The sequence below is a fragment of the Pseudomonas sp. F1_0610 genome (assembly GCF_047470865.1).
Lineage (GTDB): Bacteria > Pseudomonadota > Gammaproteobacteria > Pseudomonadales > Pseudomonadaceae > JAZDRH01.
This window is the reverse complement of record NZ_JAZDRH010000011.1, coordinates 1-12,751: the sequence shown is the minus strand read 5'-3', so window position 1 is coordinate 12,751 and position 12,751 is coordinate 1. Positions and strand designations below refer to the sequence as shown.

Sequence of the window (12,751 nt, the reverse complement as noted above, 5' to 3'; positions counted from 1 at the left end):
ATAGCAAAGGTAGATAACTACTGCTAGGTTGTTTAGGGCCACTACTGCATCTAAAAATTATTCAAAAGAGGGAGCTTAACTTGCTGACGTTAATAGGTATTTTGATTATTGTAACCATTGTGGCCTTGCTCATGATGGGGAAGTTGAACCCCATTATTGCGATGTCCTGTATTCCCGTTGTTGGCTTTTTTATTGCGGTGGCACTGATGCCGGAAATAGCCATGGTGGAACTAAACAAAGATATTTTGACAGATCAGCATACGCGGGAGCAAGCTTTGGCAGCTTTAGCTGAGGCAAGCTGGCAGGATGTTATAAGTAACAGTTTTAAGCACCTTGCGAACTATGTTAATTGGGGAATTGTAAAGGTTGCGTCAGTAGCGAGTATGTTTTTATTCGCTATTTTATTTTTCAGTATCATGAAAGATTTGCACATCTTCGATCCCTTGATTCGTCGCTTAGTAAGCATCACAAGAGGTAACGTCATAGTGGTCTGTATGATCACTGCGTTAGTAGCTGCTGTAGTGCATCTAGATGGCTCTGGTGCGGCTACTTTTTTAATTATTATTCCTGCGTTATTACCCTTGTATAAACGTTTAGGCATGAGTCCTTATTTGATGTTACTGATTATGTGTATCAGTATGGGCGTGATGAATATGGTACCTTGGGGAGGACCTTTAGGGCGTGCCTCCAGTGTAACCAATCTAGAAGTATCAGACTTGTGGCGCCCACTTATTTTAGTGCAAGTGCTAGGTATTCTCGGCTCTGTAGCTTTTGCTGCTGTTATGGGAGTACGCGAGAAACGACGCATTGTTGCAGCCGCCGCCAAGGGTACTACACCTTATCAAATGGACAGTTTACTTAAAGATGAGCTAGATATAACAAAAGATGAAAGCTCAAGTGAAGTTAAAAAACCAGTCCGGCCTCTACTTAACTCGAGCTTAATTGTGGGCGCTATTATTTGCTTGGCATTTGGTCTGTTGCCAGCCACATTGGTTTTTATGATCGTGTTGTCCCTTGCATTATTGTTTAACTACAGTACGCCAAAAGAACAAATGCAGATTGTTTCTAAACATGCTCCGCAAGCGATAAGTATGGTAGCTATTATTTTAGCAGCGGGTATTTTTCTAGGCGTGTTGGATCGCAGTGGAATGCTTAAAGCAACGGCATTAAATCTAACCTATATACTGCCTGATTTTCTAGTCAGTAAATTACATGTTGTTGTAGGTATTTTAGGGGTGCCTTTGGATCTGTTTACCAGTACTGATGCTTATTACTATGGTTTACTGCCTATTGTTCAGAATGTGACAGTTACAGCTGGAGTTAACTCCGCCTCAGTGGTGCATGCCATGGCCATTGGGAATAATGCGGGAACTTTTGTTAGCCCGTTCTCGCCAGCCGCATGGCTTGCCATGGGATTAGCTGGGACAGATATGGGGAAACATTTGCGTTATTCATTTGGTTGGATTTGGCTCTTTAGTTTCTTTACCTTAGGTATTGGTGCTGTTATGGGGCTGTACTAAGGGTTATCATGGCAAGTAAGCAACCGGCTTAATTTGAGCCGGTTTTTACTTTAAGAATAAAATAATGTAAGCCAGAGAGCTTTTGATATCTTCTTTGCATAAATCTATAAATTTTGTGCGGTTATTCATGCAGGGTAATTGGGTTTCTTGTTACAACTATGACATATCTAGTATTTAGCTATGTAAGCATAAAAAGTAGGGAGCAGGCAAAATGATTTTAAGTGGAACTGCACTCAGAGTTTTGCGTAACGCCCAAAATAAAATGCCCCAAGATAAACCACTAGCCATGAAAGCTGTAGAGCAAATAAAAACATGGTGTGAATACTATGATATAGATTTGCGGCAGCACCTTCGGGCGAATCATAAACTGCGCATTGACACAGATTTAATTGCGAAAATTGAACACACACTGGCTCAACTTAACCTTGCATCAATAAATAAAATATCAGCAGGTAAAACTTCAATGGAGCAAATTGAAGATGACATGCTGGAAAATAAGAATCAGCGTTTAGCTCCTAGCGCTAATCATTTAGTTTGCGCAATAAATGCACACTATTTGTCCTGTCAATTACTAGAGCCTCAGTGTTTTTATTATTTAGATGTTGACTATAGAACTCTCAATTTACAGCAGTTCAAAGCATTAGTAGTGGTAGAAAATCTGGATGTTTTTTACAGCAAAGATGCATTGGTTTTTATAGAAAAGGCGCTCAATACTAGGCTAGCGTTGATAGTTTATAAAGGCCATGACCAAGCAGCTACAAGTTGTGTTGCGTTAAAAGCAAGAGCTGTGCAGCAAGGGCTGCCTTGTATTTACTATGGGGATTTTGATAGTAGAGGCGTAAATATTGCGTTAACAGAAGGCTATACTCATATTTTGCTCCCAGTATTGGATTCACTAAAAAAAATAGCTAACACTTATCAACTCAACGTACAACAGCTTCCTTATAACAAAGCTTTGGATAAGTATGTAGAGTGTTATCCAGAATCGCCATTAGCAAAATACTTATTACTAATTACTAAAAGTGCTAAAGGATTACTGCAACAAACACAGATCGTCAAGCAAATCCCGCTAAACTTGTTAGTTATAGAAAATTGAATAGGGCGAGCTATGGATAAGCAGCAGATTTTTAATATTTTCTATGAAGAAACTATTTCAGACAGTTTTCAAATTGACTAGGGGGCAAATATTTACGATGAGTTTCTAGAGAAGGTAAATAAGTATGGCACTATTTTATATTTATGCCCAATGCATAGCCCAGATGCGCAATACTTTTTAGATAAGGATTATCAGCTTGATTATAGGCCTATCGCCAATGCTCAGGATCTGCTGCGTTTGAGCAATGACTTTATGCAGGAAGAAAAAAAGTACGAAGGTATTTGGGCAAGAGAAGTCTTACGTTTTTTAGACTATGACCAACTTTATCGCATTATCAGCCACTATTTATCCTTACTAAAAAGCTATGGAACCCTATTTTGTTCATTTCGTTATGGACAAAGTAATAAGCGCAGCCAAGACGGCATGGTTTTGTTGGACATGACAGAAGGTAAATTAAAACAGTTGCTAGTTAAATTAGATTACGATATTCATTTTAAGCATTGGCTTAATCGTTACGAAACACCTAATGAAATACAAAACTGGTTTAACGTGCAAATTACTAAATTGGATTAAAATTTATAAGCAGAAGGTTTGATTTTTGGGTTATGAACAAGGTAGTTTGATGCATTCTGAATTCTAAGAGATAGTTAAGCATGGCACATGTAGCCTTTATTACGGGGGCAACCTCAGGTTTTGGACGAGCAGCTGCGCGTCGCTTTGCAAAAGCAGGCTGGTCTTTGGTGTTAACAGGGCGCCGTTTAGAACGGCTCACTGAGCTATCAGCAGAGCTAAGTCAGCAAGTACCTGTGCATATTGCTCAGTTGGATGTGCGTGATAGTCACGCAGTGCAAACAGTAGTTGACAGCTTACCTGTGGCTTTTAAACAGATTACTTGCCTATTAAATAATGCTGGACTGGCATTAGCGCCAGAGCCTGCACAAAAAGTTAATCTCAGTGATTGGCACACTATGATTGATACCAACATCACGGGTTTGGTAAATGTTACTCATGCACTGGTAAATACCTTAATTGCCACAGGGAAGGGCGCCAGTATTATTAATATTGGTTCAATTGCAGGGCAGTGGCCGTATCCAGGTAGCCATGTTTATGGCGCCAGCAAAGCCTTTGTGCAGCAGTTTAGTTATAATTTGCGTTGTGATTTATTAGGCACAGGTGTTCGTGTTACAGATATTGCACCAGGATTGGCTGAAACAGAATTTACGTTAGTGCGCACCAAAGGCGATCAAGCCGCATCTGATAAACTCTATTCAGGTACACAACCACTGGAAGCAGAAGATATTGCAGAGTTGGTTTTTTATGTCGCGAGTTTGCCCCACCACATCAATATTAATCGCTTAGAAGTAATGCCAACCCGTCAAGCATGGTCGGCATTTGCTATAGATAGAGATTAGTGTAATAGCTCAATTAGGGTTGGGCCATCAATCAGCTCAACCTGAGATTGCTCAGCAAAGCGTTGGGCATCTAAAGAAAAGCCATTAGTGGCTACGATAATCCCCGCTTGTGCTTTACTGGTAGCAACAATTCCCGCCATTTCCCTTACTACGGCTACGCCAACACGGCTTGTCCAATGCTTGCATTGTATGAGATAAACTTTGCCTTTACGTTTAGCAATCACATCAACACCGCCATCAGCGCCGTTAATAGTTTCTTGCACCTTATAGCCTTGGCTACTAAAAACTTCTGCTGTAAGAGTTTCAAATTCTTCCCAAGAAAGTTTACTAAGGGCTTTTAAAGGATTCCTTGCATTAGCCACCTTGCGTGCCAAGCGTGTACGTTGGTAGCGTTTAAAAGGAGCAACAAACATACCAAATAACGCCTGAGGTAAAACAATGAGTTGTGACAAATAGGCAATATTAAAAAGGATCATATGCATTAAACGCGAAGGATCAAGCCCATTTAGTGAAATAATGGGTTTAAAACCATGCCAAGGCAGCCAAAAGCCTAAATAGTACCAATACGCTAGCGATAGCCCAACAAACAGGCTTAGCCCTAATGCAAAATGTAGTTGGCTGATGCGGTAAATAAACAGCCAAGGCGAATGCCGTTTTAGAACGCCATATCGAGTTTGCTTGCCGTGGCTCAAACTAAACACCTTAAGTAAATCAAACGCTTATTAAATTAAGGTGTATAAGTATACAGTTGTTTATACTTTTTGCTAGCCTAATAACGATTTATATATCTTTAAACTTTGCAAAACTAATGCTTTACTGTTTTGGGTTACTTATAGCATCCTGCCTTTTCAGGCGTTGACAGAGAGAAAATTATGAGTCTGACAGTTTATGGAGCAGCACTTTCTCCGTTTGTGCGTAAGGTGTTATTTTTTATAGAAGAAAAAGGTTTGGAATACCAGCTAGAAAATATCATGCCCGGCATGTTGCCTGATTGGTATTTGGAGATTAATCCTCTAGGGCGCATTCCATCATTACGTGATGGCGATTTAGATCTATCTGACTCAGCTATTATTTGCCATTATTTACAACGTAAATACGGTGGAAAAACCAATCTGCTAGGTGATACACCAGCTGAAAAAGCCAAGGTGGAATGGTTTGAAAAATACGCTGACTATGAAGTAGCGCCTTTGGCAACATTTACGGTGTTCTTTAATCGTACTTTAATGCCCATGATGGGTAAAAGCTGTGATGAAGAAAAGGTACAGCAAGCGTTAAGCAAATTACCTAAGCATTTTGATTACTTAGAAACACAACTCAATGGTAATGAGTATTTTGTCGGTAATCGCTTTACGTTGGCCGATATTGCAGTCGCTACTCAGTGGATTAACTTTGAGTATGCTAAAGAGCGTTTGGATGAGCAACGTTGGCCTAATTTGGTAGCGCATAAAGCACGGGTTTTTGGGCGCGAGGCAGGCCAAAAGCGTTTAGCACATGAAACTAAAATCTTACAAAAACTAGGCGTATAACAAATAGACCCCACGTAGCTATAGTTTGGCTACGTGGGTTTTTACTATTTAGGTGCAAGCATTTCTTCTGGTTTAACCCAAGCGTCATACTGTTCGCTTGTTAGTAAACCTAGCTCAATGGCTGCTGAGCGTAGCGTTTTGTTTTCGTTATAGGCTTTTTTGGCAATTTTTGCTGCATTGTCATATCCAATATGGCGATTTAAAGCAGTAACTAACATGAGCCCATTTTCTAGATGCTGCGCCATCTGTACGGTATTAGCTTGCATTCCATCAATACAATGGCTAGTAAAGTTACGACAGCCATCTGCCAATAGTTCAATAGACTGCAGAATGTTATGGATAATAACAGGCTTAAATACATTTAGTTGTAAATGCCCATGGCTAGCAGCCATGGTCACCGCAACATCATTGCCTACTACTTGGCAAGCTACCATAGACAAGGCCTCGCACTGAGTTGGGTTAACTTTGCCAGGCATAATAGAGCTGCCAGGCTCATTAGCTGGAAGCAGTACTTCGGCAATACCAGCACGAGGGCCTGAGCCAAGTAAACGTAGATCGTTAGCAATTTTCATTAGCGCCATGGCGAGGGTTTTTAAGGCGCCTGAAAATTGCACTAAAGCTTCTTGGCCAGCAAGGGCGGCAAACTTATTAGGTGCAGTAATCAGTTTTAGACCACTAATAGCGCTTAGCTCTTGGGCAATATCTTGATCAAAGCCTATAGGGGCATTTAAACCTGTGCCTACAGCTGTACCACCTTGTGCAAGATGACTTACGGCGGGAAGGCTGGTTTCAATAGCAGCTTGGGCATAATCCAGTTGTGCAACAAAGGCTGAAAGCTCTTGGCCAAAGGTAATAGGTGTGGCATCCATCATATGGGTGCGTCCCGTTTTAACCTGATCTTTGTATTCGCTGGCTTTTTTGGCCAAGGCATCACGTAGGGTTTTAATGGAAGGCAATAATTGCTGATAGGTCGCTTGCAACGTAGCAATATGCATGGCTGTAGGAAAGCAGTCATTAGAGCTTTGTGCACGGTTGACGTGGTCATTAGGGTGCACAGGTGATTTGCCACCACGGCCATTTCCGGCTAGTTCATTGGCACGCCCCGCAATGACTTCATTGACATTCATGTTGGTTTGCGTACCACTGCCTGTTTGCCAAACAATCAATGGGAAATGTTCATCCAGCTTACCATCAATGACTTCTTGGGCTGCTTGTTCAATGAGCTTGGCTACGTTGGGATCAAGATCTTTATGGCGTAAGTTAACGCGTGCAGCAGCCTGCTTAATCATAGCCAAAGCATGAATTACCGCAATTGGCATATTTTGCTTGCCAATCACAAAATTTTCTTTAGAGCGCTGGGTTTGAGCGCCCCAATAAGCATCTTGTGGAACTTCAATATTACCTAAGCTATCACTTTCTATACGAGACATCTGTTGCTCCAAAACAAAAAGGTTAGCGGCTAAACACAATTGGCTTAATCTTTATTTTGTTGCTCTTGAGCTTCTAGTTGTTTATTGCGTTCTTTCATGCGCTCTAGCGCTTGAGGATCAATAGGCATTTGTTTTGCTGTGCTACGCAACAACAAAAGGCTGCCCACGATAGAACCTAAAACCCCTGCAATTAATAACCAGATATACCAAGGCATACTTTGCTCCTTAAGCTGTTTTAACAGCATAACAGATAGGAAAATAAAGCGGTATGCAGCGTTTAGTGTTAACTCAAGGTACAATAGGCTAAATGCAGTTATGAGATTTTATTATGCCCACTCCAATTATTGTCGCTCTTGATTTCCCTAGCCAAGAACAGGCTTTGACTATGGCAAAGCGTCTAGATCCAACACTGTGCCGAGTAAAAGTTGGTAAGGAACTTTTTACACGAAGCGGGCCGGCTGTGGTTGAAGCCTTGCACAAACTGGGCTTTGAGGTTTTTTTAGATCTTAAATTTCACGATATTCCCAACACTACCGCAATGGCGGTTAAGGCGGCAGCAGAATTAGGCGTATGGATGGTAAATGTACACTGTTCAGGAGGTTTACGCATGATGCAGGCTTGTCGTGAAGTGCTAGAGCAACGTACTACAGCCAATCCATTATTAATAGGTGTTAGCGTATTGACTAGCATGGAGCAAGTGGATTTGGCAGGTATAGGTCTTGATGTGCAACCACAAGAGCAGGTATTGCGTTTAGCAGGGCTAGCACAGCAAGCGGGTTTGGATGGCCTAGTTTGTTCTGCACAAGAGGCACCTATGCTAAAAGAGCAATTCGCCTGTCTACAATTAGTAACGCCTGGCATTCGTCCAGCAGGTAGTGCGTTAGATGATCAAAAACGTATTTTAACGCCTAAACAAGCTATACAAGCGGGGTCTGATTACTTGGTGATTGGCCGGCCAATAACTAAAGCAGAGCAGCCAATAGATAGGCTAGAAGAAATAGTCCAATCGCTTGTATAAGTGGGAGCTTCCACTGATTGATAGTGACCTCTGTCAATCAGTGAAATATTTTGTTGCATTTTAGCTTAAGAATAGGGCTTAATTTTTTGCTAAGATATTGCAAATTTCTTAAAAAGAGGATTTAAATTTTCGCTGTTCCACTGTTTGTTATGGAAAAGGCAAAGCCATAACCACCTAATACGTGTTCAAGTTGCCTCACTAAACTTTCGTGTGTCCTATGATTTTCTTTATTGGTGTTGTGTACCAATTCTATGCTTAGCGTCGCTACATTAAATTTTTAAAACTTATTTTTTTAATGTAGGTGTTCCATGAAAACGTATCCTCGCTCAATGGCTGAGCGTGCGACTCACGCTATGCTGTTTGAAATTATTTCTATCCTTTTAACTGCGCCTATTAGCGCATGGTTACTTGATAAGTCTATTTGGGATATTGGTATAGTAGCTATTATATTATCTACTATTGCTATGGTTCTAAATATTGTTTACAACATGGGCTTTGATAAAATTTGTCCTCCAACACAAGCGCCGCGCAGCTTTAAAATTCGGGCTATGCATGCTTTAGGTTTTGAGCTAAGTTTTATTATAATTAGTGTGCCTGTTGTTGCACTTAGCCTTTCTATCAGTTTATTAGCAGCATTTATTATGGATGTAGGTCTTTTAATATTCTACCTATTCTATACATTCGGCTTTAACTGGTTGTATGATTATGTTCGCTCTAAATTGATTGAAGATAATGTGTTTGCCCATAATGCTTAACATTAAGCCCTCCATAGCCTTGCGCGTGGGGGGCTTTTTTGGGGACCTTCTACTTTTCGCTTAAATCCTTTAACTCTACTTGTTTAGCTAAATCATTAATGCAGTAATTAATGTGGAAAAAAATAAAAAGAAAAGTATAGATAGGGTTTATTTTTAGTTCGATTGAAAACTCTTTTTTCGCATACTCTTGCAGTGCTGCACGCATTTGAAATACAAGAATTGTAATAAGAGCGAAATAGATAGAGGAAATCAGTAAGGCTATTAGAAGTAATACTAGCGTTATAATAATGTTATCAAAGTTAATACTTTTAGGAATAAATACCCAAGTAAACCATGCGCTAATGGCAGAAAAATATAAAATACCATCAGATGAAATTTTGCTATTTGTTATACGGTTAAATTCAGGCAGCAAACGATAGAGCCACATTAGACTGAAAAAGCCACCTGTTAATATGCATAAAATAAGGTGCTTGCTAGTAGAAATGTTTGCTTTTTCTTTTAATACAGTTGCGCTGCTCATAAAGTATTCCTGATGAAAGATAGAGCGTTATATGCTAATACATTTTTATTTTCCTGTAGTGACTTAATACCAAGTTGCAGAGCTAGTTGCTAATGAACTAGCTCTGGTAGCTATTAAATTAAGTTGCGTGCTTTAGCCTGTTCAGTGAGTTCGTCACGAAAATTAGGATGGGCAATGGCAATTAATGCCAGTGCACGCTCACGTAGGGTTTTATTGCGCAGCTTGGCAATGCCAAATTCAGTAATAACATAGTCCACATCATTTTTATGTGTAGAGACATGAGCACCTTCTGTTAGTGTTGGCACAATACGCGATACTGTGCCATTTTTTGCCGTAGAGGGTGTCACTATCATTGCACGACCGCCTTTAGACATATTGGCTGTACGGATAAAGTCAGTTTGTCCGCCAGTGCTTGAATAAAGACGTGTTCCTATTGTTTCAGATGCACACTGCCCTGAGAAATCAACCTGCATAGTGCCATTAATAGCAACTAGATTGTCATTTTGGCTGGCAATGCTTGGGTTGTTAATAAAGTCAGCTGGATGAATTTCAAAAATAGGGTTTTTGTGCATGGCTTTATATAAGCGTTCAGTACCTACAGCGAAAGTTGCCACAATTTTTCCTGGCTTTAAGGTTTTCTTTGCCCCAGTAATGGCACCGCTTTCGAGCAAGGTGATGATGCCATCACCTAAAACTTCAGTATGAATGCCTAAGTCTTTTTTCTCAGTGAGTTGAGTAACAACGGCGTCAGGAATGCTACCAAAACCAATCTGTAAGGTATCGCCATCGTTAATTAAGCCGGCAACGTGAGCGGCAATGGCTTTTTCAATATCACCAATTTCACCACTAGGTACGCTAGTTACAGGCAGGTTGCTTTCAATAAAAGCAGTCACCTGAGAAATATGTACATGGCAATCACCTTCACAGAAAGGCACATTAGGGTTCACTTCTAAAATAATAGCGCGAGCTTTACTAATAGCTGCCATGGTGTAGTCCGCGCCTAAGCTTAATGAAAAGTTACCATTCTCATCCATGCTAGAGGCAATGCTATATACAACGTCAGCGGGTAGTTGGCCTTGTTTAATTAAGCTAGGAATAGATGAGAAGTGGCAGGGTAGTAAATCAATCCAGCCCTCGTTGGCACCTTGACGCACTGTGCCGCTTAAGAAGTATGAGCTGTGTTTTACATGCTCAGTAGTTGCTGGATCCATATAGGCATAAGGCTTGATTGCCAGTAGTTGCCATACTTTAATGCCTTTAAAACGTAAACGATGTTCTGATAGGGCTGTTAGTAGTTCGGGCGGCTCACCTACACCTGTAGGGACAATAATGTTGTCACCGTTTTTTAGTAAATCTAAGGTTTGCTCTGCGGTGCGTTTTTTATCTAAATATTGTTGCTCAATGGAAAGCATGTTCGTTCCTTTGTCTTGATACAGCCTTGGCTGTATGGCGTGGATATATCGAAGAATGAAACAGATAGCTACATCATAGAGCATGCAGACTGCTTTGAAATTTAGCTGAAAGTCTCTATTGTGGTTGTTTTGAGGTGGAGTAGAGACATATAGGACAGTTTCACAAAAGTCCTTTTGTATATTTTGCTTTTAATAGAGAGGTATTGGTTATCACTGCATATACTGTATCGAATAAATAAGGATGTTAAAGCAGGATAAATTTGCTGAGGAAGTATTTTTCTATGCGTTTAGGCTCTAGCCTATCAAATTAAAAGTGGCTAGTATTGCCTAAGATGGCGTAAAAACTAAATTATAAATAAGTAATTTTATGCGAATGTTAGTCATATTTAATAGTTTAGGCAAGATTGTAGTTAACACACTGATCTTTTAACATATAGCTAATCTGAAAAATCTAAAAAATTATTTCTGTATTGGCTTTTAGCCTGAAAAATTTTCTTTGCTGAAACCCTTACTAAAGCACCCTCTTTAATCATTTTTCGAATATCATTTGGGTTTGCCTGGTTAAGCAATAGTTTAACTGCAGTTTGGTTAGCAATTCTATATAGTGTAGTGTTTGATAATTGTGTTTTGCCTAGCTTATCAAAAAAGTAGTAGTCCTTTCCTTTTCGCCATATTTGCCCATAACGACCATAATGGATATCGGCTATTTTCTCCCATGCGTCAGTAGTATTTTCCTCTAATTGGTACAGGCTGGTACTGCGTGAAACTAAGCCGGTAGAGTGACGCTTTTGCCCTGAAATTGATGAGTCTTGTAAAAAATAAGTGTGATTGTTATAGATAAAAATCAAAGGTGCAATTTCTTGCCAGTTACCATCAGGAAATGGGTTGTCGCCTGCACGCTTAATTTTCTCTTTTGCTTGATCGTAAAAGTAAACACCGTGTTTAGACAGTAATAAGACATGATTTACGTGCCCACCGTGGTGGCTCATTATTTGATAAGGAGCATAATCGGTATTAAAAACTAAGTTATTCATAGCTACATTACCTGTTGTTGGGTCAAATAAGTAATGTTCTTTAAATAGATTACCGACGTTAAAACTATACATATGTTTGCTGCTAGGAATGGGCAATTTATAGTTGTGATAATAAACAAAATTATCATCTTGATATAGATTATGGCTGCTACGCAGGCGCTTGTCTTCATCCTGTAAGTTAACGGCCTTTATTTGTTCAGGTTGTGCATCAGGCATTAGTTTTCCGCGAAAAAATACAGTTGAACCATTAGTTGCTAAATTATTCTTGAGTAGCGCTTTATAAGGCGTAGATGAGTTTGGAAGCCGCACTAGTGGGTAAAAATAAACCTGTGGTTTCTCTCCTAGCCCTAAGCCATAAAGCCAAGTTTCAACTAGGTTTTGCCAGCTAGACAAGGTTAGATTTTGCTCAGTAAAAGGAGCGCAATAAATAGTAGAATGGCCATCTGTAAAATAGTCGTTGCCTAAATAAACCGCTGTTGTAGGGCTAAAATTGGCGATACTTTTATTACCACAATAAGCCTGTTGTTGGTCGATCGCAAAGGGTGTATTGCGTTGACTATTTGTAGCTATAAGTTTAAAGCTGGCAGGATCAGCTTGTTTTATAAGGTGATAGCCATTACTAGGCACGCTGGCATAAATTTGACCTTGATAGTTGATGAAAATACTATTGCTGATGCGCTCACCCTCATGTTCCATGCTGATACTGGATGGCTCACTCATTGCTAGGATCAAGCCTGATAGCAGTACTACACTGATCAAAGCAAGACTACTGCCAAAAATGTAAAAAATAAGTTTTGTTTTCATAAAGTAATTGGAAATAGATCAAAAATATTATGCATTCTAGCATTGTGGGGGCTTTTTGTTAGAAGTAGATCTTTTCTTAAATAAATTATTTGCTGAGATTTGAAGTAGAGGTTGTTTTGAAATAATTATGCTTCTCAAGAGTTTTACTATAAAAAAAGTAAATAAAGTTATTTTTTAGGCTGGATTCGGTGAGCTACCCTATAAAATTTTTTAAGAAAATATGT

Annotated in this window: 13 protein-coding genes; 7 read left to right on the top strand and 6 right to left on the bottom strand. The window is 39.7% G+C overall.

Annotation, left to right across the window (positions count from 1 at the left end):
* The first annotated feature begins 80 nt into the window (after positions 1–80).
* The 4 genes from VQ643_RS07935 to VQ643_RS07920 all read left to right on the top strand — a co-directional run bounded on the left by VQ643_RS07935 (position 81) and on the right by VQ643_RS07920 (position 4,028).
* Positions 81–1,520 carry a CitMHS family transporter gene (locus VQ643_RS07935; RefSeq protein WP_414199058.1) on the top strand — a complete coding sequence of 480 codons (1,440 nt, stop codon included), beginning with the start codon at positions 81–83 and terminating at the stop codon, positions 1,518–1,520.
* 211 nt (positions 1,521–1,731) lie between these two features.
* Positions 1,732–2,616 carry a hypothetical protein gene (locus tag VQ643_RS07930; RefSeq protein WP_414199056.1) on the top strand — a complete coding sequence of 295 codons (885 nt, stop codon included), beginning with the start codon at positions 1,732–1,734 and terminating at the stop codon, positions 2,614–2,616.
* Between the two features lie 150 nt (positions 2,617–2,766).
* Complete coding sequence (locus VQ643_RS07925; RefSeq protein WP_414199054.1) at positions 2,767–3,189, top strand: hypothetical protein; 423 nt, start codon at positions 2,767–2,769, stop codon at positions 3,187–3,189.
* Positions 3,190–3,269: 80 nt separating this feature from the next.
* The gene (locus VQ643_RS07920) at positions 3,270–4,028 is read left to right on the top strand and encodes an SDR family NAD(P)-dependent oxidoreductase (protein ID WP_414199053.1); all 759 of its coding nucleotides are present in this window, start codon (positions 3,270–3,272) and stop codon (positions 4,026–4,028) included.
* Here VQ643_RS07920 and VQ643_RS07915 read toward each other — a convergent pair.
* A complete protein-coding gene (locus tag VQ643_RS07915; RefSeq protein ID WP_414199051.1) occupies positions 4,025–4,720 on the bottom strand; it encodes a restriction endonuclease in 696 nt (231 codons plus the stop codon). The two genes, VQ643_RS07920 and VQ643_RS07915, sit on opposite strands and share 4 nt — an antisense overlap.
* Before the next feature lie 180 nt (positions 4,721–4,900).
* Here VQ643_RS07915 and VQ643_RS07910 point away from each other — a divergent pair, with 180 nt between their 5' ends.
* Positions 4,901–5,554 (top strand): glutathione S-transferase family protein, encoded by a 654-nt coding sequence (locus tag VQ643_RS07910; protein ID WP_414199050.1) that lies wholly within the window; start codon positions 4,901–4,903, stop codon positions 5,552–5,554.
* 44 nt (positions 5,555–5,598) lie between these two features.
* Here VQ643_RS07910 and VQ643_RS07905 read toward each other — a convergent pair whose 3' ends face one another.
* Both VQ643_RS07905 and VQ643_RS07900 read right to left on the bottom strand, forming a co-directional pair.
* Positions 5,599–6,984: a class II fumarate hydratase gene (locus VQ643_RS07905; protein WP_414199049.1), complete on the bottom strand. Its 1,386-nt coding sequence runs from the start codon at positions 6,982–6,984 to the stop codon at positions 5,599–5,601.
* 44 nt (positions 6,985–7,028) lie between these two features.
* Positions 7,029–7,199 carry a DUF2897 family protein gene (locus VQ643_RS07900; protein ID WP_414199048.1) on the bottom strand — a complete coding sequence of 57 codons (171 nt, stop codon included), beginning with the start codon at positions 7,197–7,199 and terminating at the stop codon, positions 7,029–7,031.
* A 113-nt stretch (positions 7,200–7,312) separates the two neighbouring features.
* Between VQ643_RS07900 and pyrF the strand changes: the two genes are divergently transcribed.
* Together pyrF and VQ643_RS07890 are read left to right on the top strand one after the other, a co-directional pair.
* Entirely contained in the window at positions 7,313–8,002 is a 690-nt protein-coding gene (gene pyrF / locus VQ643_RS07895) for an orotidine-5'-phosphate decarboxylase (protein WP_414199045.1), read from the top strand.
* Positions 8,003–8,310: 308 nt separating this feature from the next.
* Positions 8,311–8,757, top strand: a complete 447-nt coding sequence (locus VQ643_RS07890) for a multidrug/biocide efflux PACE transporter (RefSeq protein ID WP_414199042.1) — start codon at positions 8,311–8,313, stop codon at positions 8,755–8,757.
* A gap of 49 nt (positions 8,758–8,806) precedes the next feature.
* Here VQ643_RS07890 and VQ643_RS07885 read toward each other — a convergent pair whose 3' ends face one another.
* The 3 genes from VQ643_RS07885 to VQ643_RS07875 all read right to left on the bottom strand — a co-directional run bounded on the left by VQ643_RS07885 (position 8,807) and on the right by VQ643_RS07875 (position 12,443).
* Positions 8,807–9,277, bottom strand: a complete 471-nt coding sequence (locus tag VQ643_RS07885; RefSeq protein ID WP_414199040.1) for a hypothetical protein — start codon at positions 9,275–9,277, stop codon at positions 8,807–8,809.
* Between the two features lie 113 nt (positions 9,278–9,390).
* The gene (locus VQ643_RS07880) at positions 9,391–10,689 is read right to left on the bottom strand and encodes an acetyl-CoA hydrolase/transferase family protein (protein WP_414199038.1); all 1,299 of its coding nucleotides are present in this window, start codon (positions 10,687–10,689) and stop codon (positions 9,391–9,393) included.
* 437 nt (positions 10,690–11,126) lie between these two features.
* A complete protein-coding gene (locus VQ643_RS07875) occupies positions 11,127–12,443 on the bottom strand; it encodes a DKNYY domain-containing protein (protein WP_414199037.1) in 1,317 nt (438 codons plus the stop codon).
* Positions 12,444–12,751 lie beyond the last annotated feature (308 nt).